The organism is Mesorhizobium sp. LCM 4577 (assembly GCF_001854795.2).
GTDB lineage: Bacteria > Pseudomonadota > Alphaproteobacteria > Rhizobiales > Rhizobiaceae > Mesorhizobium > Mesorhizobium plurifarium.
The window spans coordinates 50,575-75,671 of record NZ_MDDU01000001.1; the positions used below are offsets into that span (position 1 = coordinate 50,575).

Below are 25,097 nucleotides of genomic sequence, written 5' to 3' on the forward strand. Positions count from 1 at the left end.
TTTCATTTCCGCCCGATCCCCAAGGCGTGGCGGCGACCCATGGAGAATTCGACATGACAACTGGAAAAATCCGCTGGGGCATTCTCGGCCCCGGCAGCATCGCAAAATCCTTTGCCGGCGGCGTGGCGGGGTCGCGCACCGGCGAGCTGGTGGCGCTCGGCGCCCGCAATCCCGCCAAGCCGGGCCTCGCCGAAACCTTTCCGGGCGCGCGCATCCTCGACGGCTATGAGGCGCTGCTCGCCGATCCCAACGTTGACGCCGTCTACATTTCGATCCCGCATCCCGGCCATGCCGAATGGGCGATCAAGGCGGCCGAGGCCGGCAAGCATGTCCTATGCGAGAAGCCGTTGGCGCTCACCGCCTTCGAAGCCGACGCCATGATGCACGCCGCGCGCAAGGCCGGCACGTTCCTTGGCGAGGCCTTCATGTACCGGCTGCACCCGCAGACGCTGCAACTGGTCGAGCTGATCCGCTCCGGCGCCATCGGCGAGGTCCGCATGATCAAGTCGAGCTTCGGTTTCGCCATGCCGGGCTTCATGCCCGAGCACCGGCTCTACGCCAACGACCTTGCCGGCGGCGGGATCCTTGATGTCGGCGGCTATCCGGTGTCGATGGCGCGGTTGCTCGCGGGCGCCGCGATCGGCCAGCCTTTCGCTGAGCCCGACAAGGTCGTGGGCGCCGCCCATCTCGGCCAGTCCGGTGTCGACGAATGGTCCTCGGCGCTGCTGCATTTCCCTGGCGGCATCGTCGCCGAAGTCTCCTGCAGCATCTCGCTCGACCAGGACAATGTGCTGCRCATTTTCGGCACCAAGGGCCGGATCGAGGTGCCCGACTTCTGGTTCGCCGGTGGCAACCGCGATGTCGGACCGGGCCGGATCGAGGTGATCCGGTCCGGGGCGGCTCACGAGGTGATCGGCCTCGACGAAACCCGCCACCTCTATTCCTTCGAGGTCGATGCCGCCGGCGAGGCGATCCTGGCCGGGCGGCAGGAATTCGCCTGGCCGGGCATGTCCTGGGCCGACAGCCTCGGAACGCTGCGCGTACTCGATAGATGGCGCGCCGCCGTCGGCCTCGAATACGAGATCGAAAAGCCGGCTAAGCGGGTCACCACGCTCTCCGGCCGGCCGCTGCGCACCGATGGCAAGGCTATCGCCAAGCGCGCCATTCCCGGCCTGCCGAAACCCGTTTCGCTTTTGGCGCTCGGCTTCGAGGATTTCCGCAGCTTCTCCTCCGGCTCGATCCTGCTCGACGCCTATTTCGAGGCCGGCGGCAATCTGTTCGACACCGGCTTTGTCTATGGCGCCGGCTACACCGAGACGCTGCTTGGCCAGTGGCTCGCCAATCGCGGCGTGCGCGAAAAATCGGTGATCATCGCCAAGGGCGCGCATTCGCCGCTCTGCTATCCCGACGTTATCGCTAAGCAACTGGCACAGTCGCTCGACCGGCTGCGGACCGATCATGTCGACATCTATTTCATGCACCGCGACAATCCGGACGTGCCGGTCGGCGAATTCGTCGACGCGATGGACGCAGAGGCCAAGGCCGGCCGCATCCGCGGCCTGTTCGGCGGCTCCAACTGGACGATGGAGCGCATGGACGAGGCTATTGCCTATGCCGAGAAGAACGGCAGGCAGAAGCCCGGCGCGCTCTCCAACAATTTCTCGCTGGCCGAGATGCTGGAGCCGATCTGGGCCGGCTGCGTGACTTCCTCGACGGATGCGTGGAAGGCCTGGCTGGCGGCCATGCAGATGCCGAACTTCGCCTGGTCGAGCCAGGGCCGYGGCTTCTTCACCGAGCGCGCCGGCCGCGACCGAACCGACAATGAAGAGCTGGTGCGGGTCTGGTATTCGGAAAAGAATTTTGCCCGCCGCGACCGCGCCATCGAGTTGGCGCGCAAGCTCGGCAAGAGCCCGATCCACGTCGCGCTGGCCTATGTCTTGGCCCAGCCCTTCCCCTCGGTCCCGCTGATCGGCCCGCGCACGCTGGACGAGCTGGAGGACAGCCTCAAGGCGCTTGATATCAAGTTGACGCCGGAGGATGTGGCCTGGCTGGACGAGGGGCCGGAGAGGAGGAGGGCTTAGGGGAAAACCAGAGGCGTCGTGTTCCTTCGCCCCCTCTCTGCCCTGCCGGGCATCTCCCCCTCAAGGGGGAGATTAGATGTCACGCCGGCTTTCGCTAATCGCCACCGTTGCAAGGGGAGCGCCGGCGCGGAAACTGCCAATCTCCCCCCTTGAGGGGGAGATGTCCGGCAGGACAGAGAGGGGGGCCTCGCGCCAGCGCTTGGAAATGAGCGGCTGCCCCCTCACCGATCCACCCGCGTCGACAGAATGATCGACGATGACGTCCGCTCCACCCCATCCATCGCTCCGATCCTGTCGAGCAGCGCGTCGAGATCACGGATCGACGGCGCGTCGACGATGACGATCATGTCGAAATTGCCGCTCACCGAATGCACGGTACGCACCGGCGGCATCGCCTCCAGGGCGCGCACCACCTTGTCGGCGAGCTTCGGCGTGACCGTGAGCAGCACATGCGCCTTGACCAGCCCTTGCTCGTAGTCGGGCGACAGCCGAACGCCATAGCCCGTGATGATGCCGCGCTGCTCCAGCCGCTCGATGCGGCTCTGCACCGTGGTGCGCGACACGCCGAGCTGTCTGGCGAGCTCGGCGGTGGAGGCCCGCGCATTGGCGCGCAGCAAGGTGAGCAGGGCCTGTTCGGCTTCAGTGATCATTCCAACGAAACCTTTCGGCAAATCGCTCAAACTTCAGCTTCATATTGCCAGATTTCACGCTTTCTTTCGACAGGCAAGCTGCGATGATTCCCGCCGAATTGGCCCAAATCGAAATTGCGGGGAATTGATCATGAAGAACATCGTTGTCGTCGGCGCCGGCAAGATCGGCTCGACCATTGCCGAAATGCTGAGCGCCACGGGCGACTATTGCGTCACGCTCGTCGACCGCTCGGCCGCCCAGCTCGTCGCCGCCGAATTGCCGGCTGGCGTCGCGACGCAGGAACTCGATATCGCCGCCGCCGGCGAACTGGAAAGGATCCTTGCCGGCAAGTTCGCCGTGCTGAGCGCCGCGCCCTTCCACCTCACCACGCGCATTGCCGAGGCTGCCGCTGCCACCGGCGTGCACTATCTCGACCTCACTGAGGACGTGGTCTCGACCCGCCGCGTCAAGGAACTGGCGCGCGACGCCAACAGCGCTTTCATTCCGCAATGCGGCCTGGCGCCGGGCTTCATCTCGATCGTCGCCAACGATCTCGCCAGCCGTTTCGACACGCTGGAAAGCGTGCGCATGCGCGTCGGCGCGCTGCCGCAATATCCGTCCAACGCGCTGAACTACAACCTGACCTGGAGCACCGACGGCGTCATCAACGAATATTGCGAGCCCTGCGAGGCGATCGTCGAGGGCGAGCTTATCGAAGTGCCGCCGCTGGAAGAGCGCGAGGAGTTCTCGCTCGACGGCGTTACCTACGAGGCCTTCAACACCTCGGGCGGCCTCGGCACCTTGGCCGAGACGCTGAAGGGCAAGGTGCGCACGCTGAACTACCGCACCATCCGCTACCCCGGCCACGCCGCGATCATGAAGGCGCTGCTCAACGACCTCGGGCTCCGCCACCGCCGCGACGTGCTGAAGGATATCTTTGAAAGCGCCCTGCCGTCGACGCTCCAGGACGTGGTCATCGTCTTCGTCACCGTCTCGGGCCGCCGCAACGGTCGCCTGCTGCAGGAGACCTACGCCAACAAGATCTATTCGCAGCGCGTCGGCAACCTCGTGCGCAGCGCCATCCAGATCACCACCGCCTCCGGCATCTGCGCCGTGCTCGACATGCTGGCCGACGGCTCGCTGCCGTCCAAGGGCTTCGTGCGCCAGGAAGACATCGCCCTCGACGCCTTCCTCGCCAACCGCTTCGGCCGCGCCTACGCCCAGCACGAGATGGTGAGCCGGCTGGCGAGCTGAGCTGCGCCCTTCCTCGGGCAATGGACGCCCGCGGCTGGCTACTGTTTGCGCAGGATCAGCGGCTGACCTGAGATAAACCGCATGAGGTTTCCCAAGGTCCGCGGGGCTTTCGCGGTTCTTCCAACCAACGTAGCCGCTTCGCGCTGCGCGACGGTGACCGCCGGCAGCCTGGGAGAAAGGCCGTGCCGGCCCACCACGAAGGAAGGCATATCTATCGGCTTGCCCCTGAGGACATTGGCGACGTTGTTGTCATGCACGACGATGCACCATTGGGCGCCATGGGCGCTCGCCACGACGGTGTTGTAGCGGGCCGACATCTTTTGATGATGGTCGCTGTAGACGCCTTTCATCGCTGGTGATCTCGTTTCGACCAGGGCACCGAATGCCGACGTGACGTAATCGTGCTGGGTGTAGCGACCCGTCGCCACGTCGAAATTCTGTCCCTGCGGGAAGGCGATGTAGAGTGGCTGTTCGCCGACCGTGCCCCTGGCGATCTCTCTGCGCGCATAGTGGTCAACCCGCTCCATGAAGTCGGGCGCCAGCGCATCGTCACTGTCCAGCCGCGCGACGCAGACGAACGCGGCGTCCGTGTCGGCTTGGACGAACGCATTGAACCGCTCATTATGTCCTTCGCCCGGCTTTACAAGGACCGGCCGGACGTCGACCTCGGCGACGCAGTCGCAGACCATGCGCATGTAATTCTCATGCGTATCGGCGTCGAACGCGACCAGCACGGTAAGTCTCGCATCGTCTGGCTTTCCAATGACGGCGCGCAATAAGTGTCGAACAGCGCCAGACGCTCGACCAACCAGACGGGATCGAGATTGGCCCGGCCGGTCCCATTCCATTGGCTTGGCTTGAAGCCGGTCGGCGCATTGTATCGGATCGCAATGTACTTTTTCAGGTCCATGTCGCGCAAAGACACCAGCGCGATCCGATATGCAACCTAAACATGCAGCGCATGTCCGAGCGCCTTCAGCGCCGCTTCCTGGAATCCCTCGCCCTGCGTCGGATGCGCATGGATGGTGCCGGCGATATCCTCCAGCCGCGCGCCCATCTCCAGCGCCAGGCCGAACGCCGCCGACAGTTCCGATACGCCTTGCCCGACCGCCTGAATGCCCAGCACCAGATGATTGTCCGCGCGAGCAACCACGCGGACAAACCCGTCCTCGCCCTGCTTCGTCATCGCCCGGCCGTTGGCGGCGAAGGGGAACTGGCCGATCTTGATCTCGCCGGCGAGCGCCTTCGCTTCGTCCGGCGACAGGCCCGCGGTGACCAGCTCGGGATCGGTGAAGCAGATCGCCGGAATGGCGCGCTTGTCCCAGCTTCTTTTATGGCCGGCGACGATCTCGGCCACCATCTCGCCCTGCGCCATGGCGCGGTGCGCCAGCATCGGCTCGCCGGTGACGTCGCCGATGGCATAAATGCCGCGCATCGAGGTGCGGCACTGGTCGTCGATGCGGATGAATTTTCCCGCTTTGTCGAGGTCGATCTGCTCCAAACCCCAGCCTTCGGTCAGCGGTTTGCGGCCGACCGTGACCAGAATCTTGTCAGCGGCGACCTTGGCGCTCTTGCCGTCCGATGTCTCGACCAGCAGCGCATCGCCCTTGCCCGCCTGTCCCTGGGTCGACAACCCCTTGGCCTTGGCCCCGGTCATCACCTCGACGCCGAGCTCGCCAAGACGTTTGAGCACCGGCCTCGTCAGCTCCGCGTCATATTGCGAAAGCACGCGCGGCAGCGCTTCGACCACGGTGACCTTGGCGCCCATTTTGGCAAAGGCCATGCCCAGCTCGAGCCCGATATAGCCGCCGCCGACGACCGCGAGCTTCTTCGGCACTTCGCCGAGCGCCAGCGCCTCGGTCGACGAGATCACCGGGCCGCCGAAAGGCAGGAACGGCAGCTCGACTGGCGCCGAGCCGGTGGCGATCACCACCGTTTCGGCACGGATCACTTGCGTGCCGGTCTCGGTTTCGACCTCGACCGTCTTGCCGTCCCGGAAGGTTGCCCAGCCCTGCACGGTCTTGACCTTGGCTTTTTTCAGCAGCCCGGCAACACCGCTGTTGAGCCGGCTAACGATACTGTCCTTCCAGGCGACGGTTTTCGCGAGTTCCAGGGTCGGCGCGGCGACCTTGATGCCGAGCGGATCCTTGCCACCGGCGATATGCGCGATCTTCTCGAATTCCTCCGCCGCATGGATCAGCGCCTTGGACGGAATGCAGCCGACATTGAGGCACGTGCCGCCCGGCTTTCCGGCCTCGACGATCACCGTGTCGACGCCGAGCTGTCCGGCACGGATGGCGCAGACATAACCACCCGGCCCGGCGCCGATGACGAGCAGCTTGCAGGAGATTTCTTTCATGACGTGACCCTTCGATCCGAGGAAACGTTCCGTCGAGATCCTTCGCGCCCCCCTCTGTCCTGCCGGACATCTCCCCCACGAGGGGGGAGATTAGAAGCTTCGGCGCCTCGCTCATTCCGGGAGCGCTGGTGATTGGCGAAAGCCGGCGTGACGGCCAATCTCCCCCCTTGTGGGGGAGATGCCTGGCAAGGCAGAGGGGGGCGCTGTCCCGCCGACATCTCCATCGTCACGCCCCCTCTAATCCACAAAGATCAGCGCCGGCGTCTCCAGCAGCGCCTTGATCCGCTGCACGAACACCGCCGCATCCCAGCCGTCGATGACGCGGTGGTCGAAGCTGGACGACAGGTTCATCATCTTGCGCGGGATGAACTGCGTGCCGTCCCACACCGGCCGCACCATGATCTTGTTGACGCCGACGATCGCCACTTCCGGATAGTTGATGACCGGCGTGGTCGCCACGCCGCCCATGGCGCCGAGCGAGGTGATGGTGATGGTCGAGCCGGAAAGCTCCTCGCGGCTCGCCGTGCCGGCCTTGGCGGCGTCGGCCAGCCGGTTGACTTCCACAGCACTATCCCACAGGTCGCGCGCCTCGGCATGTTTAACCACCGGCACCACCAGCCCGTTGGGCGTCTGCGCGGCGATACCGATATGGATGCCCTCATGCTGGTGGATGATGCYGGCCTCGTCATCGAACAGCGCGTTGAGGTTGGGCTGCTCGGCGATCGCCTTGACCATCGCCCGCATCAGGAAGGGCAGCAGCGTCAGCTTCGGGCGATCTCCACGCTTGTCCTTGTTCAGCGTCGCGCGCAATTCCTCCAATGAAGTGACGTCGATCTCCTCGACATAGGTGATGTGCGGAATGCGCGCCTTCGCCAACGACATCTTTTCGGCGATCTTGCGCCTGAGCCCCACGACCTTGATGTCCTCGACACCGTCCTTCCGGGCAAGCCCGGTGGCGCGGGTAAGCTGCGGTCCGCGCGCGACGAACGCGTCGATGTCCTCATGGCTGATGCGACCGGCCGGGCCGCTGCCCGGCACCTGGCGCAGGTCGATGCCGGCTTCCTTCGCCCGCAAGCGGACGGCGGGCGAGGCCAGCGGCTTCTCGCCTTCCGCGCGCGGCGCGCCGGAGACGGAGGCGGGGCGCGCGGCCTGCGGCGCGGCGGCTGGCGAAACCTTAGCCGGCGGATCGGCTGGCTTTGGTGCGGGCTTCGGCGTGCTCGGCTGAGCTTCCGCTTTCGGCCCGGCCGACTTGGCGGTAGCCTCGGCCTTCGGCGCGTCGCCGCCACCCGCTTTCACATTGCCTTCGCCGGCCACCTTCAGCCGCACGATCGGCGAGCCGATCGCCACCGTGTCGCCGATCTCGGCGCCGAGCCAAAGGATCTCGCCGTCGACCGGCGACGGGATCTCGACGGTCGCCTTGTCGGTCATGACGGCGGCGAGAACCGTGTCCTCGCGCACGAGGTCACCGACCTTGACATGCCATTCGACGAGCTCGGCCTCGGCGACGCCTTCGCCGACATCGGGAAGCTTGATGACGTGTTCGCCCATCTCAGGCCTCCCCCTCTAAGCTTCCAATGTCTCGATAAGCGCGCGCCCGACCCGCGCCGGGCCGGGGAAATAGTCCCACTCCTGCGCATGCGGGTAGGGCGTGTCCCAGCCGGCGACCCGTGCCACCGGCGCTTCCAGATGGTAGAAGCAGTTCTCCTGCACCAGCGAAACCAGCTCGGCGCCGAAGCCGGAGGTCAGCGTCGCCTCATGCACGACGACGCAGCGGCCGGTCTTCCTCACCGAGGCGACGATCGTGTCGAGGTCGAGCGGCAGAAGCGTCCTGAGATCGATCACCTCGGCGTCGATGCCGGTCTCCTCGGCCGCGGCCTGCGCCACATAGACCATCGTGCCGTAGGCGAGCACGGTGACCGCCGATCCCGGCCGGCGGATCGCCGCCTTGCCGACCGGGATCGTGTAATGGCCATCGGCGACCTCGCCGAGCTCATGCTTCGACCAAGGCGTCACCGGCTTGTCGTGGTGGCCGTCGAATGGGCCGTTATAGAGCCGCTTCGGCTCGAGGAAGATGACCGGGTCCGGATCCTCGATCGCCGCGATCAGCAGCCCCTTGGCGTCATACGGATTGGAGGGCACGATCACCTTCAGGCCGGAGACATGGGTGAACAGCGCTTCGGGGCTCTGGCTGTGCGTCTGGCCGCCGAAAATGCCGCCGCCGGTCGGCATGCGCACCACGATCGGGCAGGTGAAGTCGCCGTTCGAGCGGTAACGCAACCGCGCCGCCTCGGACACGATCTGGTCGTAGGCCGGATAAACATAGTCGGCAAACTGCACCTCGACACRGGGTTTCAACCCGTAGGCTGCCATGCCGATGGCCGAACCGACGATGCCGGATTCGCTGATCGGCGCATCGAAGCAGCGGCTCTTGCCGTATTTGGCCTGCAGGCCTTGCGTGGCGCGGAAGACGCCGCCGAAGAACCCGACATCCTCGCCATAGACGATGACGCGTTCGTCGCGCCCCATCGACACGTCCATGGCGTCGCGGATGGCCTCGATCATGGTACGCCTGGGCATGGTCAGACCCCCGCCTGCTGGCGCTGGCGCCTGAGATGCGGCGGCATCTCGGCATAGACACCCTCGAACATGTCGCGGGTCGACGGCTTGCCGCCGGCATGCAGCGTGCCGTGGCTCTCGGCCTCCTTCTGCGCGGCGATCACTGTCTCGAGGATCTCGGCCTCCGCCTGGGTGTGGCGATCCTCGGACCAGGCGCCTTTCTGGATAAGATGGTTCTTCAGCCGGATGACCGGATCGCCGAGCGGCCAGGCATCCGATTCGGCTTTCGGCCGGTAGGCGGACGGATCGTCGGACGTCGAATGCGCGCCGACGCGGTAGGTGACATATTCGACCAGCGTCGGCCCCAGATTCCGGCGCGCCCGCTCGACCGCCCATTTCGCCACCGCATGGACGGCGAGATAGTCGTTGCCGTCGACGCGCAGCGAGGGAATGCCGAAGCCGAGCCCGCGCGCGGCGAACGTGCCGGAGCCGCCGCGCGCGATGCCCTGGAAGGTCGAGATCGCCCACTGGTTGTTGACGACGTTGAGCACGACAGGCGCCTTGTAGGTCGAGGCGAAGACCAGCGCCGCATGAAAATCGGACTCCGCCGTCGAGCCGTCGCCGATCCAGGCCGCGGCGATACGCGAATCGTTGGAGATCGCCGAGGCCATGGCCCAGCCGACCGCCTGGATGTATTGCGTCGCCAGATTGCCCGAGATCGAGAAGAAGCCGTGCTCCTTCGAGGAATACATGACCGGCAGCTGCCGGCCCTTCAGCGGATCGGCCTCGTTGGAATAGATCTGGTTCATCATCGAGACCATGGGATAGCCGTCGGCGATCAGCAGACCTGCCTGTCGATAGGTCGGGAAGTTCATGTCGCCGGGCTTGAGCGCCTTGCGGAAAGCGCAGCTCACCGCCTCTTCGCCCAGATGCTGCATGTAGAAGGAGGTCTTGCCCTGGCGCTGCGCCATCTGCATGCGCGCGTCGAAGGTCCTGAGCGTCATCATGTGGCGCAGGCCTTCGAGCAGTTCCTGGTCGCTGAGCAGCCCCGCCCACGGCCCGACGGCTTCGCCGGCGCGGTTCAGCACGCGGATGATGGAGAAGGCCATGTCGCGGATGCCGCGCGGATCGACGTCGATCTCCGGCCGCGGCACCGAGCCGGCCTTGGGAATGGTCACATTGGAGAAGTCGGGCGTGCCGCCGGGCCGCACCTCGGGCTCGGGCACATGGAACCGCAACATTCCAGCATCGGCCATGAGCTCACATCCTCCAATGTTGCCGGTGCGATAGTGGCATATCCGCGCCGCCAGACCAGTGCGATTTCACCAGGCCTCGGCACGGCGTTCCTCCCCGGCCGCCGGCCTCGGCCAGCCGATGCGGCGCGCAGGCTCAAGATGCAGATATGGCGACGAAATTTCTTGTCGATGTTTTTGCCCGGCGCGCAATTTGGCGGAAGTTTGCGGGGCGGTTGGAGCCAGAAAAGTAATGGCGAGGTTGGGGGCCGGGCACGGCCTCTCCTTCTCCCCTTGACGCTGGCGCCGCTTCTCCGTTCACTCCGCCCCCAAGCCATGCTAACCCACCGCGCATGGCACAGAAGAAAGGATACGAGGTCGATTCGTGGCTGGCGAGGCCCGATCCCTCCATGGCGATCGTCCTGCTTTACGGCCCGGACCGCGGCCTTGTCGCCGAGCGGGCGAAAGCCTTCGCCGCGAAAACCGGGCTGCCGCTCGACGACCCCTTCTCGGTGGTCAAGCTCGACGGCGCCGAAGTCGACCGCGACGCGGGGCGGCTGCTCGACGAGGCGCGCACCGTGCCGATGTTTTCCGACCGGCGGCTGCTTTGGGTGCGCAACGCCAGCGGCCAGAAGGCGCTGGCCGACGACATCAAGGCGCTGACCGCCGAGCCTGCCCGCGACGCCATCATCCTCATCGAGGCGGGCGACCTGAAGAAAGGCACGGGCCTCAGAGCCATCGTCGAGGCCGCCGGCAACGCCGTCGCCTTGCCCTGCTATGCGGATGAAGCCCGCGACCTCGATACGGTGATCGACGACGAATTGCGCAAGGCCGGCATGTCGATGACGCTGGACGCCCGCCAGGCGCTGCGCCGCAATCTCGGCGGCGATCGTCTCGCCTCGCGCGGCGAGATCGAGAAGCTGGTGCTCTATGCGCATGGCAAGAAGGAAATCGACGTCGACGACGTCAACGCGCTGTCCGGCGATGTCTCCGGCGCTTCCTTCGACGCCGCGGTCGACGCCATGCTGGACGGCAGGGTCGGCGATTTCGACATCGCCTTCAACCGCCACTGCCAGTCCGGCGGTCATCCCTTCCTGGTGCTGTCCTCGGCGATGCGGCAATTGCAGGCGATCCAGGTGATGCGCGGCCAGATGGAGAGCGGCGGCCGCAACGCCGCCTCGGTCGTCGCTGGCGCCCGCCCGCCGGTCTTCTTCTCGCGCCGCAAGCTGGTGGAAAAGACGCTGGAGCGCTGGAACGTCGAGGCGCTTGGCCGCGCGCTCGGCCGGCTGCAGACGGCGGTGCTGCAAACGCGCAAGCGGCCGGACCTGTCGGAAGCGCTGGCACGGCAGGCGCTGCTCGGCATTGCGATCGAGAGCGCGAGGCTGGGGCAGCGCGGCTGATCTCCTTCGTGGGTAGGCTGCGCCCTATCCTCCCGCCCCAGAGCCGCCTTCCCGCTCAGTTCATCATCATCGCGTCCGTCGCCTGGAAGGTCGGCAGGGCTTGCGGAAAGACCAACACCGCTGCGCCGTAAAGAAGCAGGGCGACGCCCGACACCTTCGCGATCAGCTCTCCATAGGGAAAAGTCTTCTCCGCAAAGACCAGCAGCGTGACCGCCGCCATTGCGGCGATGTTCATGATCCCGAGCGGGAAAAGCGCCAGGAACAGAAGCCAGCAGCAGCCTAGGCAAAAGAGCCCATGCTGCAGGCCCATGCGCACCGCGCCCAACTGACCATCGCGCCATGAGGTCAGGATGAAGCCGATCGGCGTGCGGCATTTGGCGAGACACAGGTCTTTCAACGGCGAGAGCTGATAGGCGCCGGCTGCCATCAGCAGCGCGCCGCCGATGCGCGCGGCCGTCGCCGCGGACAGTCCCACATGCCCGGCAAGCATCTCCGCGCCCGCCGCGGCGGCAAAGGCTAGAACGCCCGTCGCCGTCCAAACCAGCATGTAGCCGGCCACGAACACCCAGGTCGAGACAAAGGCCTGGCCGCGGCCCCGTTTGCCGCTCTGGACCTGGTGAAAGGTCAGGATCATGGGCGCGGCCGCCGGAAACATCATGGCAATCATCATGATCAACCAGACGGCAAGAAACAGCGCGGCCGTCATGCCCATGGTGGGCGAGACCATGCGCATGYCGGCGTCCATGCCGGTCTGCTGCCGGACGAGCAAGGCCCACGCCGCCGCCGCCGCGGCGATCAGCAGCGCAAGGATGATGTTTCGCTGCAGCGTCAGCATCGGCAAGCCCGTTCCGACCAGAGCAATTCCAGGAAAAGTGTGAGCGGTTTTCCGTCAGGAATTGCGTCAAAACAAAGAGATAGAGCGGTTCGCCGTTTCCGTGAAACGGTGAAACGCTCTAGGCAGGGCAAGCGCTATTGCTGGCCGGACCAGTTGATCGGCGCGTAATGCCCGTTGCGGCGGGAATTGTCCCAACTCATGCCGTGATCACTGAAGGTGCTGCCTTGCGCCCCCATCGCCATACCCAACCAGTCGGGATTGACGGGATGTCCGGAGGCCACCCACATCTCGCCGTCCTCGCGCATGGTCGGCAGCGGTTCGACCGCCAGCCGCGCCACGCCCTCAATGGCCGCCGACCGCTTCTTGCCGTCGACCCGGTAGTCGATCGGCACCTTCTTCGCTCCGAGGTTGGTGCTGATCATCGGCGCGAAGGCAGCCATCGGACCACCCGCGGCGCCGGTGAAGATGGCGCCCAGCGCTTCCGTCTGGCGGTCATCGGCCCGTCCATCGATATAGGCGGCGGCCGTCCAATTGCCTTCCGCCATCGGCCCCGGCGTGTGGGCGACCATCGCGACGTTGAGCCCATCCAAGCGAACGTCGCCGAAATTGCCCTTGTCGATATGAAAGACCAGGCCGACGTCGCAAACGCCTTTGGTCGGCTTCGATGTCAGCTGCGCGTTGGTGGACAGCAGGCAAGGACACACGACATCGCAGCTACAATTTTCGAAATAGCTTCCGGACAATTGCCAGCTGACTGCCATTTACACCTCCCGTTGTATCAGGCGGGTCGGGCATATCGCTTTGGCGAGCGGTGCCGTTTCACGATGTCGGAACGGCCGATAGCCCTCATCGCGACGGATCGGCACGCCAGGGCATGATTTAAGTTCGAGCTAATATAGGGTACGCCGTTGCCTCGGACTGTCAAGCCGCAGGCGCCGGCGTCAAGGGATTGCTCGGGCCCAGATGGTGACGTCGGCGATTGGCGAATGCAGGGGTGCCGGCCGGCTGGCAAGCCAGAGGAGCGCTGTCCCGCCAGCCTCTGCCCTGCCGGGCATCTCCCCCCAAGGGGGAGATTGGCCGTCACTACCGCCTTCGCCAATCATCTCCGAAATGGAAAAGGGCCGGCGTACCGCCAGCCCTTCCTTGTCTATCACCGATATATCAGGCGTATCCAGCTTAAGCCAAAACCTCAGCTACAGCCAAATACAGTTACGCCGCAGCCGCCTACCGCTCGCCCTTCAGCCGCCGGCAGAGCTCGTCGAGCTGCTCGAGCGAGCGGTAGTCGACGCGGAGCGTGCCGCCCTTGGCCTTGTGCTCGATGCTGACGATCATGCCGAGCGTGTCGGTCATCAGCTTCTCCAGCGCCAGCGTGTCGGGGTCCTTCTCCGGCGCGCTCGCGGCGGACTTCGCCTTGGCCGGCGTCGGACCGGCGGGCGTCTGCGCCAGCGCTTCGGCCTGGCGCACCGAAAGCCCCTCCTTGACGATGCGCTTGGCAAGCCCGGCCGGATCCTCGGCGGTGACCAGCGTGCGGGCATGGCCGGCCGACAGGTCGCCATCGACCAGCATCGAATGGATGACGGGCGGCAGCTTCAGCAGGCGCAACGTGTTGGCGACATGGCTGCGGCTCTTGCCGATCACCTGGCCGAGATCGGCCTGGGTGTAGCCATGCTCGTCGATCAGCTGCTGGTATCCCTGCGCCTCCTCGACCGGATTGAGGTCGGCGCGCTGCACGTTCTCGATGATCGCCAGTTCCAGCGCGGTGCGGTCGTTGACGTCGCGCACGATCAGCGGGATCTCGGTAAGACCCGCGCGCTGCGCCGCCCGCCAACGCCGCTCGCCGGCGATGATCTCGTAGCGGCCCGGCTGCGAAGGCGAGGGGCGCGCCACGACCGGCTGCACCACGCCATGCTCGCGGATCGACTGGGCAAGGTCGGTGAGTTCGGCATCGCCGAAATGCCGGCGCGGGTTCTTCGGGTTCGGGCTGACGAATTCGATCGGCACCTTGCCGTCCGCCGCCACCACCGCGCTCGGCTTTTCCGGCGCCGCCGGACGGTCGATTTCGCCGATCAGCGCCGCGAGGCCACGGCCCAGTCTTTTTCTTGATTGGTCTTCGCTCATTATACTATCCAGATCGTTTCGGAATCGAATTGGCTGATTAACCAAAGCCGGCGGGTGCCGACGCTCAGGCGGCGCGCAGCTTGCGCTCGCGGCGGATCACCTCGGAGGCGAGCTGCAGATAGGCCTGGCTGCCCGAGCATTTCAGGTCATAGAGGATCGCCGGCTTGCCGTAGGACGGCGCCTCGGAAACCCGCACGTTGCGCGGGATGATCGTCTCGTAGACCTTGTCGCCCATATGGGTGCGCACATCCTGCACCACCTGATTGGCGAGGTTGTTGCGCCCGTCATACATGGTGAGCACGATGCCCTGGATGGTGAGGTCCGGATTGATCGTATGGCGCACCTGCTCGACCGTCTCCAGCAACTGGCTGAGGCCTTCCAGCGCGAAGAACTCGCATTGCAGCGGCACAAGAACGGAATCGGCTGCCGCCATTGAATTCAAAGTCAAAAGGTTGAGCGAGGGCGGGCAGTCGATCAGCACATAGCCGAACGGCGCTGACCGCTCGGCCGCGGCGCGCAGCGCATTGCGCAGCTTGAGCACACGGTCGGGCGCGGAAGCGATCTCCATCTCGATGCCAAGCAGGTCGAGCGTCGAGGGAATGATCGATAGGCCCGGCACCGCGGTCGGCACTGCGGCCGCCTCCAACTCCAATTCGCCTGTCAAGACATCGTATGACGAGGTGGTGCGGTCCTTGCGGTCGATGCCGAGCCCGGTGCTGGCATTGCCCTGCGGATCGAGATCGACGATCAGCACGCGCTCGCCGATCGCGGCCAGCGCCGTGGCCAGATTGATGGCCGTCGTCGTCTTGCCGACGCCGCCTTTCTGGTTGGCGACGGTGATGATACGCGGTGCTGTGCTCATGGGCCTATGCCAGTAATTCATTGCTGTTTCGCCGGGCGCAAATCGGTGATTTCAAGGATGACGCCATGTGGGTCGGTCATGCTCGAATATTCTACCAGATCGAAGGCCCAGCGGTGAGTGCTTTCTTCCACCTCGGCCCGGTAATCCCGGCCTTTGTGGAAAAGCGCGCGCGCCCCTTTGGTGAGCCAGGGCGCGGCCAGGTCAAGCAGGTCCGGCAGCGCCGCCAGCGCCCGCGCCGTGACGATTTCCGCTGTGGAAACAAGCGCATAACTGTCGTCTATGCGCTTGGCCAGAAYGCGCGCAGGCAGGTTGAATTGGCCGATCACCGACTGCAGGAATGACGCCTTCTTGCGGTTGCTTTCGACGAGGTCGATCGAGGCGCCGGAACGCTCGGCCAGCAGGAAGCCAAGCACCAGTCCGGGAAACCCGCCGCCCGAACCGAGGTCGACCCATCGTGTCGCGGCGGGCGCGAGCCGCGCGAGCTGGGCGCTGTCCAGGATATGGCGGCGCCAGACGTCGTCCAGCGTCGACGGCGCCGCCAGATTGATGCTGCGATTCCATTTCAGGAACAGCTGTTCGAAGGCTTGCAGGCGCTCGAATGTTTCACGTGAAACCGGACCCGCTGCTTTTTGCAGGTCCGCCCAGGCCTCGGCACTCACGCCACAGACCTTCGCGCGGCGAGCTCGGCATTGCGGACATGCGCGACGATGATCGCAAGCGCCGCCGGCGTCATGCCTTCCATCCGCTGCGCATCGGCGATCGAGCGCGGCTGGCGCGTCTTCATCTTCTGCTTCAGCTCGTTTGAAAGTCCCGGCACATCGGAGAAGTCGATTGTCTCCGGGATGAGCCGCGACTCCTCATGCCGGATCTGCGCGACGTCGGCCTGCTGGCGGTCAAGGTAAACCGAATATTTCGCTTCCGTTTCGAGACGCTCGGCCGTCTTGGCGTCGAGCGCGGCGAAGCGCGGCTCGACGCGAGTGAGCCAGGCCATGTCGACGCCCGGATGCGCCAAGAGCTCATAGGCCGAGCGCCGCACGCCGTCCCGGTTGATCTCCAGCCCGAAGCGCGCCGCCTCGTTCGGCGTCCAGGTGACCGACTTGGCCAAGGCGCGCGCCTCGTCGAGCTTCCGCGCCATCCCGCCAAAGCGCTGCAGCCGCTCCGACGACGCGATGCCGAGCTTGTCAGCCAGCGGCGTCAGCCGCTCGTCGGCATTGTCGGCGCGCAGCGAAAGCCTGAACTCGGCGCGCGAGGTGAACATGCGATAGGGCTCGGCGATGCCACGGCTGGTGAGGTCATCGACCATCACGCCGATATAGGCTGCGGTGCGGCTGAGCACGACCGGCTCGCCCGCTGAGGCTTTCCGCGCGGCGTTGATGCCGGCGAGCAGGCCTTGCGCTCCGGCCTCTTCATAGCCCGTCGTGCCGTTGATCTGCCCGGCCAGGAACAGGCCGGCGACACGCTTCGTCTCCAGCGTCGTCTTCAGCTCGCGCGGATCGACATGGTCGTATTCGATCGCGTAGCCCGGCTGCAGCATGGTCGCCTTTTCGAGCCCGGGAATGGTCTTCAGGATCTCGAGCTGCACATCCTCCGGCAGCGAGGTCGAGATGCCGTTCGGATAGACGGTGTCGTCATCGAGCCCTTCCGGCTCGAGGAAGATCTGGTGGCCCTCGCGGTCGCCGAACTTGACGATCTTGTCCTCGATCGACGGACAATAGCGCGGCCCGACCCCTTCGATCGAGCCGGAATACATGGCCGAACGGCCGAGATTGGCGCGGATGATCTCATGCGTCGCCGGCATGGTCCGCGTGATGCCGCAATGGATCTGCGGATTGGCGATTGCGTCGGTCATCAGCGAGAACGGCACCGGATCCTCGTCGGCCGCTTGAGCATCCAGCGAGACCCAATCGATGGTACGGCCGTCGAGGCGAGGGGGTGTTCCGGTCTTCAGGCGCCCAAGCTGAAAACCCGCGCGCCCCATCGTCGCCGACAGGCCCATGCTTGCCTGCTCGTTCATGCGGCCGGCGACGATCTTCTTTTCGCCGATATGAATCAGGCCCCGCAGGAAGGTGCCGGTGGTCAGCACCACGGCGCCACAGGCAAGACGACGATTGCCCGATATCTGAACGGCTGCGATCCGTCCGTCCGCGATTTCAAAGTCGAGAACCTCGCCTTCGATCACGTCGAGATTGTTCTGCTGCCGAATCGCTTCCTGCATGGCCAAGCGATAGAGCTTGCGGTCGGCCTGGGTGCGCGGGCCGCGCACGGCCGGACCCTTGCGGCGGTTGAGCAGGCGGAACTGGATACCGGCGGCGTCGGCGATGCGGCCCATCAGCCCGTCCATGGCATCGATCTCGCGCACGAGATGGCCCTTGCCGAGCCCGCCGATCGCCGGGTTGCAGGACATGACGCCGATCGTGTCGAAGCGCAACGTCACCAGCGCGGTCCTGGCGCCGGCGCGCGCGGCCGCACTTGCCGCCTCGCAGCCGGCATGGCCGCCGCCCACCACCACCACGTCATAGTGATCGGTCATTTTCCAAGAATCCACTTTCAGAGATGCGTTGACACATGTCCCCGACGGCGGCCCGTGTCAAGGAGAGGGTGGACCTCGTTTCACGTGAAACAATGAATGGCGGCCAGCCAACACATCTTTGAAGCGCTGGCGGGACAACGCCGCCGCGTTCGGATGAATCCAGTCAGCCGTTGTTTCACGTGAATCATCGGGCGCTCGCTACCGCCCGCATTGTTTCACGTGAATCACTTCCCAATGCAGAACTGCGAGAAGATGACGTCGAGCAGATCCTCGACATCGACCGCGCCGACGATGCGGCCAAGGCGCTCGGCGGCCAGCCGCAGCTCCTCGGCGCGCAACTCCTGGCCTTGCCCCGACAACGCCGCCCTCAGGAAATCCGTCGCCTCCCTGAGCAGCTCGACATGGCGCAGCCTGGACGGCAGGACATCGCCCGCACCGCCAACCGCAGCGGTTGCGCGGTCCCCGATCTCGGTCAGCAAGCGGTCCAGACCACTGCCGTCCTTGGATGAGATCACCAGGTCGTAACTGCCGGCGCCGGCATCGGCGATATCCGACTTCGTTCCGATTCTCAGCAGCGGAACCCCGCTTGGGACGCCACCGACCGAAACCGGGTCGGCCATATCTTCCAGCAGCAGGACCAGATCCGTCACCTCCGCTTTGGCGCGCGCCCGCTCGATCCCAATCGACTCCACCTTGCCCGCGGCGTCGCGCAGCCCGGCCGTATCGACAAGCCGCACCTTCAGCCCCTTGAGGTCCATGACGACCTCGAGCAGATCGCGCGTCGTGCCCGGCTCGTCGGTGACGATCGCCGCCTCGCGCCGCGCCAAGGCGTTGAACAGGCTGGACTTGCCCGCATTCGGCGCGCCGAGGATCACCACTTCGAAACCGTCCCGGATGATCTCCGCGGCCTTGAACCCTTCGATGTGCCGTTCGATCTCGCCGATCATCGCCGACACGTCCGACCAGACCGCCTCCGAAACGGAGCCCGGTACATCTTCTTCGTCGGCGAAGTCGATCTCCGCCTCGATCATGGCGCGGGCATGGATCAGCCGACGGCGCCAACTTGAGTAGAGTTCGCTCTGCGCGCCTTCGGCGTTGTGCACCGCGAAACGGCGCTGCGCCTCCGTCTCCGCATTGACCAGATCGGCCAGCGCTTCCGTCTCGACCAGATCCAGCCTGCCGTTGAGAAAGGCGCGCCGGGTGAATTCCCCGGGCTCGGCGTGCCTGACACCTTCAAAGCTGGTGATCGTCTCCAGCATCTTGGCAGCGACCGCGCGGCTGCCATGGACCTGGAACTCGGCGACGTCCTCGCCAGTGAAACTGCCGGGACCCGGAAAGAACAGCACAAGCCCGTGGTCGATGGTCGAGCCCTCCGCCGCCCTGAGCGCCCGCAAATTGGTAAACCGATCCTTAACCGGTCCGGCAATCGTTTCGACCACGAATCGAGTCATCGGACCGGAAACGCGGATGACCGCGATGCCGGCGGGCAGGCGGCCGCTGGAAAGCGCTGCGATCGAATCCTTCGAAGCCATTGGCGAAATCATTTGCCGGACCTGCCGAACCGCCTAGATTAGAAGATAGAGCATGTCGGCCGCTTCACATCTTTCGGCACCATGCTCCAGCCTTTGCCCCATCAAACCCGAATGCAGAGCCGCCCATCGTGACCTTGCCCGCGCGAAACCTGCTTGCCGAAGAGGCCAGCCCCTATCTGCGGCAGCACAGCGACAATCCAGTCCATTGGCGCGGCTGGTCGCCGGCAGCCCTTGCCGAAGCGAAGGAGCTGGGCCGGCCAATCCTGCTCTCCATCGGCTACGCCGCTTGTCACTGGTGCCATGTCATGGCGCATGAAAGCTTCGAGAACGACGCCGTGGCGGCCGTCATGAACCGGCTCTACGTGAATATCAAGGTCGATCGCGAGGAACGGCCGGACATCGACCAGATCTACATGGCCGCGCTCCACGCCATGGGCGAGCAGGGCGGCTGGCCGCTGACCATGTTCCTGACGCCCGACGGCAAGCCCTTCTGGGGCGGCACATACTTTCCAGGCGAGGCGCGTTACGGGCGGCCGGGCTTCATCCAGGTGCTGGAGGCTGTCGACAAGGCCTGGCGCGAAAAGCAGCAAAGCCTCGCCGAAAGCGCCGACGGGTTGACCGCCCATGTCGAACAGCGCCTGGCTGGCRCAAAAGGCAGGGCGGGGCTCGATCGTGACACGCTCGCCGATCTCGCCGGGCGCATCGACGGCATGATCGACCGCGACCTCGGCGGGCTGAAGGGCGCGCCGAAGTTCCCCAACGCGCCCTTCATGCATACGCTCTGGCTGTCCTGGCTGCGCGACGGCCAAGCCGCACATCGCGACGCGGTGCTCATCAGCCTCGAAAAAATGCTCGCCGGCGGCATTTACGATCACGTCGGCGGCGGCCTCAGCCGCTATTCGACCGATGCCGAATGGCTGGTGCCGCATTTCGAGAAGATGCTTTACGACAACGCCCAGCTCATCCGCCTGTGCAACTGGGCCTATGCCGCGACCGGCAACGACTTGTTCCGGGTGCGAATCGAAGAAACCGTGGACTGGCTGCTGCGCGAGATGCGGGTCGAAGGCGGCGCCTTCGCCGCCAGCCTCGACGCCGACAGCGACGGCGAGGAAGGGCTCTTTTACACGTGGAGCCGGGACGAGGTCGAAACCGCGCTCGGCGACGCCGCGTCGACTTTCTTCCGGTATTTCGAGCTGGCCGCCCCGCATGGCTGGGAAGGCAAGCCGATCATCCGCCAGAACGAGGCGCAGCAAAGCCAGGGCATTGCCGACTATGGTCAGCTCGCGCCACTGAAAGCGAAGCTGCTCGCTGTCCGCGAACAACGGGTGAGGCCCGGCCGCGACGGCAAGGCGCTCACCGACTGGAACGGCTTGATGATCGCGGCGCTCGCCGAAGCGGGCCGCTCCTTCGAGCGGCCCGACTGGATCGAGGCCGCGGCCAAGGCTTTCGGCCATATCGTCGAGGCGAGCCAGGATGGCCGCCTGCCGCATTCCATGCTCGGCCCGAAGAAACTCTTCCCGGCCTTGTCCAGCGACTATGCCGCCATGACCAACGCAGCGATCGCGCTGTTCGAAGCGACCGGCGATCCCGCCTATTCCGATCGCGCCAGGCACTTCATCGCCGAGCTCGACCGCTGGCACCTGGACGCGGACAAGACCGGCTACTGGCTGACGGCATCGGACAGCGGCGATGTGCCGATCCGCATCCGCGGCGACGTGGATGAGGCGATCCCCTCAGCCACCAGCCAGATCGTCGAGGCGCTGGTTCGGCTGTCCTCGCTCACCGGCGACCTCGATCTCTGGGACAAGGCGTGGACAACCGCCGAACATGCCATGGGCCGCGCCGCGCAACAGGCCTACGGCCAGGCCGGCATCGTCAACGCCTGCGCGCTAGCGCTCGAGCCGTTGAAGCTCGTCATCATAGACAAGCCAGAGTCCCCAAGTCTTGTTCCGGTTGCGAATCGGAATCCGGACCCGCGCCGGGTTGACATCGTCGTGCCGATCGGTACGGAAGCGAATCGACCTTTGTTGCCCGGCGGCGTGCTGCCGCCGACGGACAAGCCGGGCGCCTGGTTCTGCAGCGGACAGGTCTGTCTGCCGGTGGTGACGGATGCGGAGGCGTTGGAGAAGTTGCTGCGGCGATAGCGCCTTCCCTTCTCCCCTTGTGGGAGAAGGTGGATCGGCGCGAAGCGCCGAGACGGATGAGGGGTGTTCCAGCGGAGTGAGACGTCGGCTTTCCCTGGAGCACCCCTCATCCGTCGCCTTCGGCGACACCTTCTCCCACAAGGGGAGAAGGGGAAGCGCCCCTCCAATCACGTATTCATCGAATCGAAGAAGTCGGCGTTGGTCTTGGTCTGCTTGAGCTTGTCGATGAGGAACTCGATCGCATCGGTCGTGCCCATCGGCGCGAGGATGCGGCGCAGCACGAAGATCTTCTGCAGGTCCGCGCGCGGCACAAGCAGGTCCTCCTTGCGGGTGYCGGACTTGAGGATGTCCATCGCCGGGTAGATGCGCTTATCGGCCACCTTGCGGTCGAGCTGGATTTCGCAGTTGCCGGTGCCCTTGAACTCTTCGAAGATGACTTCGTCCATGYGGCTGCCGGTATCGATCAGCGCGGTCGCGATGATGGTCAACGAACCGCCTTCCTCGATGTTGCGGGCGGCGCCGAAGAAGCGCTTCGGGCGCTGCAGCGCGTTGGCGTCGACACCGCCCGTCAGCACCTTGCCCGATGACGGCACGACGGTGTTGTAGGCGCGGCCGAGACGGGTGATCGAATCCAGAAGGATGACCACGTCGCGGCCATGCTCGACCAGGCGCTTGGCCTTCTCGATCACCATTTCGGCGACCTGCACGTGGCGCGCCGCCGGCTCATCGAAGGTCGAGGAGATCACCTCGCCCTTCACCGAGCGCTGCATGTCGGTCACTTCCTCGGGACGCTCGTCGATCAGAAGCACGATCAGGTAGCATTCCGGATGGTTGGCGGTGATCGAATGGGCGATGTTCTGCATCAGCACCGTCTTGCCGGTGCGCGGCTGCGCGTTGATCAGCGCGCGCTGGCCCTTGCCGATCGGCGCGACCAGGTCGATTACGCGCGGCGAGATGTCCTTCGAGGTCGAATTGTCGACCTCCATCTTCAGCCGCTTGGTCGGGTAGAGCGGCGTCAGATTGTCGAAGTGGATCTTGTGCCTTATTTTTTCGGGATCGTCGAAATTGATGGTGTTGACCTTGAGCAGCGCGAAATAGCGCTCGCCCTCTTTCGGGCTGCGGATCGGTCCTTCAACCGTATCGCCGGTCTTGAGCGAAAAGCGCCTGATCTGCGACGGCGAGATATAGATGTCGTCGGGACCCGGCAGGTAGTTGGCGTTGGCCGAGCGCAGGAAACCGAAACCGTCCTGCAGCACCTCGACGACGCCGTCGCCGATGATCTCGATATCCTGGGCCGCGAGCTTCTTCAGGATCGCGAACATCAGCTCCTGCTTGCGCATCACGCTGGCGTTCTCGACCTCGAGCGATTCGGCATAGGCGATCAGCTCTGGGGGCTTCTTGTTCTTGAACTCTGCGAGTTTCATTTCTTGCATTAGATAGACTCTGGGTAGGCTTTGGGGAGAAAAATCGGCTGAATACGACAAATGCCGGGCGCGGCCGAAAGCGAGTAAAAGGGGCGGCGCATGACGGGAAGGAAGACCCGTCTTTTATCGTCGGTCGCCTGAAAGAGCAAGCCGCCTTTTGCGGATCCTGGCGGGTCGGGAGAAGCTGAAGCGCGGTCCCAAACCGGAGGTCAGCGAAAGCAAACGGAGACCGGTTCCCGGAGAAGACCACGCCCCCAGTCTAGAACGGCTTCACGATGACCAGGATGACGATGACGATCATCAACAATGTGGGGATCTCGTTGACGATCCGCCAGTGCCTCGCCGGTTTTTCGTTCTTGTCCTCGGCGAATTTCCTGACCGCGGCGGCGAGATAGCCGTGCAGGCCCGACAGGACGAGCACAAGCGCGATCTTGGCGTGCAGCCAGCCGCCCTCGAAATGGAAGATCTTCCAGGCCATCCAAAGCCCGAACACCCAGGTCACGATCATCGCCGGATTGATGATGCCCCTGAGCAGCCTTCGCTCCATCACCTTGAAGGTCTCGGACTGCACCGAGCCTTTCTCGGCATCGGCGTGATAGACGAAGAGCCTGGGCAGATAGAGCATGCCGGCCATCCAGGCGATAACCGCGATCACATGGATCGCCTTGGCCCAGGGATAAAAACCCTCGCCGGCGGCGAAATAGAGAAGCGCCGTCAGCACGACGAGCACGGCAATGCCGATCACCATGCGCTTCATCGCCTGGCCGGTGCTGTTTTCATTGCTCATCGATGGCTCCTCACCATTTTGACCATCGCCTCGACATGCGCCACCGGCGTTTCCGGCGTGATGCCGTGCCCGAGATTGAAGATCAGCGGCCCGCCACCCAAAGTCCTCAGGATCGCGTCGACGCCGTCGGCCAGCGCCTTGCCGCCGGCGACCAGGCGCAGCGGATCGAGATTGCCTTGCACCGCGCCGTCACGCTGCAAGTCCTTCGCCATCGACAGCGGCACGGTCCAGTCAAGACCGAGGCCGGCAATGCCGGTCTTTTTCCTGTAGTCACGATAGCGCTCGCCGGCGCCTTTCGGGAATCCGATCACCGGCACATTTGGGTGGACCGCCTTCACCTGCCGCACGATCTCGGCCACCGGCTCGACGCAGAAAGCCTCGAAAGACGGCTCGTCCAGCACACCCGACCAGGAATCGAAAATCTGCACCGCATCGGCGCCGGCCTCGATCTGGCGGATCAGATAGGCAGCCGAATGATCGGCCAGTGTCTTCAGAAGCCGTGCGAAGGCCTCGGGCTCGCGATAGGCGAAAAGCCGGGCAGGGCCCTGGTCGGGCGTGCCGTGTCCGGCGATCATATAGGTCGCCACCGTCCAGGGCGCGCCGCAGAAGCCGAGCAGCGTCGTCTCGCCGGGCAGTTTCACGCGCAACCGGCGCACGGTCTCGTAGACCGGTTCGAGATTCACGTGAAACATATCGCCGTTCAGCGCCGGAATCTCGGCCGCCGAAATCGGCTTCAGGACCGGTCCGCGGCCCTCTTCGAAACGGACATCCCGGCCAAGGGCATTGGGCACGACGAGAATGTCGGAAAACAGGATCGAGGCATCGAAGCCGAAGCGTTCGATCGGCTGCAGCGTCACCTCGACGGCAAGGTCCGGATCATAGCAGAGATCGAGGAAGGATCCCGCCCGCTTCCTTGTCTCGCGATATTCCGGAAGATAGCGGCCTGCCTGGCGCATCATCCAGAGCGGCGGCGGTGAAACCGTCTCGCCCTTGAGGACGTTGAGCACGATCCGTTTCCCAGCCATCCAGCGCTGCCCTCTCTACAGCGCCGCGCGTCCTTAGGCGCGCAAAGGACGCTGTAGCGCTTTCATTTAGCGCATGATCCTTTCCGAACCTCCGGTTCGGGGTCATGCGCGCCCTCTTAAATCAAATATCTATTTTAAAAGAGTCTTCTGATTCTAAGAGTCTGTTGGTTGTGATGATTGCGACCTGTCCAGCCTGCGGCCTAAAAAGGCCAGTCAGCATATTGTCGCGTACTCGCTTTCGCAATTTGGAGGGTTCTGGGGACGAAGCGGATTCAGGCTTTGGAGTCAAAAGCTTGGGCTTTCCGTTCCAAACGCCGTGTTGTGGATG

General features: G+C 64.8%; 20 protein-coding genes. 4 read left to right on the plus strand and 16 right to left on the minus strand.

Features of this window, described 5'->3' with window-relative positions; translation table 11 throughout:
* The first annotated feature begins 53 nt into the window (after positions 1 to 53).
* Positions 54 to 2,081: an aldo/keto reductase gene (locus tag LCM4577_RS00260; RefSeq protein WP_071068930.1), complete on the plus strand. Its 2,028-nt coding sequence runs from the start codon at positions 54 to 56 to the stop codon at positions 2,079 to 2,081.
* A gap of 221 nt (positions 2,082 to 2,302) precedes the next feature.
* On the opposite strand, the gene LCM4577_RS00265 is transcribed toward LCM4577_RS00260, so the two are convergent.
* Complete coding sequence (locus LCM4577_RS00265; RefSeq protein ID WP_041012382.1) at positions 2,303 to 2,731, minus strand: Lrp/AsnC family transcriptional regulator; 429 nt, start codon at positions 2,729 to 2,731, stop codon at positions 2,303 to 2,305.
* 130 nt (positions 2,732 to 2,861) lie between these two features.
* Here LCM4577_RS00265 and LCM4577_RS00270 point away from each other — a divergent pair, with 130 nt between their 5' ends.
* Entirely contained in the window at positions 2,862 to 3,965 is a 1,104-nt protein-coding gene (locus LCM4577_RS00270) for a saccharopine dehydrogenase family protein (RefSeq protein ID WP_071069824.1), read from the plus strand.
* 38 nt (positions 3,966 to 4,003) lie between these two features.
* Here LCM4577_RS00270 and LCM4577_RS00275 read toward each other — a convergent pair whose 3' ends face one another.
* From LCM4577_RS00275 to LCM4577_RS00295, 5 genes are all read right to left on the minus strand, one after another.
* The gene (locus LCM4577_RS00275; RefSeq protein ID WP_071068932.1) at positions 4,004 to 4,699 is read right to left on the minus strand and encodes a glycosyltransferase; all 696 of its coding nucleotides are present in this window, start codon (positions 4,697 to 4,699) and stop codon (positions 4,004 to 4,006) included.
* Positions 4,700 to 4,911: 212 nt separating this feature from the next.
* Positions 4,912 to 6,324, minus strand: a complete 1,413-nt coding sequence (lpdA, locus tag LCM4577_RS00280; protein WP_071068934.1) for a dihydrolipoyl dehydrogenase — start codon at positions 6,322 to 6,324, stop codon at positions 4,912 to 4,914.
* Between the two features lie 237 nt (positions 6,325 to 6,561).
* Entirely contained in the window at positions 6,562 to 7,872 is a 1,311-nt protein-coding gene (locus tag LCM4577_RS00285; protein ID WP_071068935.1) for a dihydrolipoamide acetyltransferase family protein, read from the minus strand.
* 15 nt (positions 7,873 to 7,887) lie between these two features.
* A complete protein-coding gene (locus LCM4577_RS00290; protein WP_071068937.1) occupies positions 7,888 to 8,901 on the minus strand; it encodes an alpha-ketoacid dehydrogenase subunit beta in 1,014 nt (337 codons plus the stop codon).
* A 2-nt stretch (positions 8,902 to 8,903) separates the two neighbouring features.
* Positions 8,904 to 10,136, minus strand: a complete 1,233-nt coding sequence (locus LCM4577_RS00295) for a 3-methyl-2-oxobutanoate dehydrogenase (2-methylpropanoyl-transferring) subunit alpha (protein ID WP_071068938.1) — start codon at positions 10,134 to 10,136, stop codon at positions 8,904 to 8,906.
* A gap of 329 nt (positions 10,137 to 10,465) precedes the next feature.
* Here LCM4577_RS00295 and holA point away from each other — a divergent pair, with 329 nt between their 5' ends.
* The gene (gene holA, locus LCM4577_RS00300; protein ID WP_071068940.1) at positions 10,466 to 11,512 is read left to right on the plus strand and encodes a DNA polymerase III subunit delta; all 1,047 of its coding nucleotides are present in this window, start codon (positions 10,466 to 10,468) and stop codon (positions 11,510 to 11,512) included.
* 55 nt (positions 11,513 to 11,567) lie between these two features.
* Here holA and LCM4577_RS00305 read toward each other — a convergent pair whose 3' ends face one another.
* The 7 genes from LCM4577_RS00305 to mnmE form a co-directional block, all read right to left on the minus strand.
* Entirely contained in the window at positions 11,568 to 12,347 is a 780-nt protein-coding gene (locus tag LCM4577_RS00305) for a DUF2182 domain-containing protein (RefSeq protein ID WP_071068942.1), read from the minus strand.
* 134 nt (positions 12,348 to 12,481) lie between these two features.
* Positions 12,482 to 13,108 carry a DUF1326 domain-containing protein gene (locus LCM4577_RS00310; RefSeq protein WP_071068945.1) on the minus strand — a complete coding sequence of 209 codons (627 nt, stop codon included), beginning with the start codon at positions 13,106 to 13,108 and terminating at the stop codon, positions 12,482 to 12,484.
* Positions 13,109 to 13,571: 463 nt separating this feature from the next.
* A complete protein-coding gene (locus tag LCM4577_RS00315; RefSeq protein ID WP_071068947.1) occupies positions 13,572 to 14,465 on the minus strand; it encodes a ParB/RepB/Spo0J family partition protein in 894 nt (297 codons plus the stop codon).
* A 64-nt stretch (positions 14,466 to 14,529) separates the two neighbouring features.
* Positions 14,530 to 15,327: a ParA family protein gene (locus tag LCM4577_RS00320; RefSeq protein ID WP_040986497.1), complete on the minus strand. Its 798-nt coding sequence runs from the start codon at positions 15,325 to 15,327 to the stop codon at positions 14,530 to 14,532.
* A 17-nt stretch (positions 15,328 to 15,344) separates the two neighbouring features.
* Positions 15,345 to 15,986 (minus strand): 16S rRNA (guanine(527)-N(7))-methyltransferase RsmG, encoded by a 642-nt coding sequence (gene rsmG, locus LCM4577_RS00325; protein ID WP_071068949.1) that lies wholly within the window; start codon positions 15,984 to 15,986, stop codon positions 15,345 to 15,347.
* Positions 15,983 to 17,857, minus strand: coding sequence for a tRNA uridine-5-carboxymethylaminomethyl(34) synthesis enzyme MnmG (gene mnmG / locus LCM4577_RS00330; protein ID WP_071068951.1), 1,875 nt, complete (start codon positions 17,855 to 17,857; stop codon positions 15,983 to 15,985). The genes rsmG and mnmG overlap by 4 nt, the downstream gene beginning before the upstream one ends.
* Positions 17,858 to 18,081: 224 nt before the next feature.
* Positions 18,082 to 19,389: a tRNA uridine-5-carboxymethylaminomethyl(34) synthesis GTPase MnmE gene (gene mnmE, locus LCM4577_RS00335; RefSeq protein ID WP_071068953.1), complete on the minus strand. Its 1,308-nt coding sequence runs from the start codon at positions 19,387 to 19,389 to the stop codon at positions 18,082 to 18,084.
* Between the two features lie 128 nt (positions 19,390 to 19,517).
* On the opposite strand from mnmE, the gene LCM4577_RS00340 reads away from it, so the two are divergent.
* Positions 19,518 to 21,533 carry a thioredoxin domain-containing protein gene (locus tag LCM4577_RS00340; RefSeq protein WP_071068955.1) on the plus strand — a complete coding sequence of 672 codons (2,016 nt, stop codon included), beginning with the start codon at positions 19,518 to 19,520 and terminating at the stop codon, positions 21,531 to 21,533.
* Positions 21,534 to 21,700: 167 nt separating this feature from the next.
* Here LCM4577_RS00340 and rho read toward each other — a convergent pair whose 3' ends face one another.
* The 3 genes from rho to hemE all read right to left on the minus strand — a co-directional run bounded on the left by rho (position 21,701) and on the right by hemE (position 24,769).
* Positions 21,701 to 22,966, minus strand: coding sequence for a transcription termination factor Rho (gene rho, locus LCM4577_RS00345; RefSeq protein WP_116389943.1), 1,266 nt, complete (start codon positions 22,964 to 22,966; stop codon positions 21,701 to 21,703).
* 250 nt (positions 22,967 to 23,216) lie between these two features.
* The gene (gene hemJ / locus LCM4577_RS00350; protein ID WP_071068959.1) at positions 23,217 to 23,744 is read right to left on the minus strand and encodes a protoporphyrinogen oxidase HemJ; all 528 of its coding nucleotides are present in this window, start codon (positions 23,742 to 23,744) and stop codon (positions 23,217 to 23,219) included.
* Entirely contained in the window at positions 23,741 to 24,769 is a 1,029-nt protein-coding gene (gene hemE, locus LCM4577_RS00355) for a uroporphyrinogen decarboxylase (protein WP_071068961.1), read from the minus strand. Before hemE ends, hemJ begins: the two co-directional genes overlap by 4 nt.
* Positions 24,770 to 25,097 lie beyond the last annotated feature (328 nt).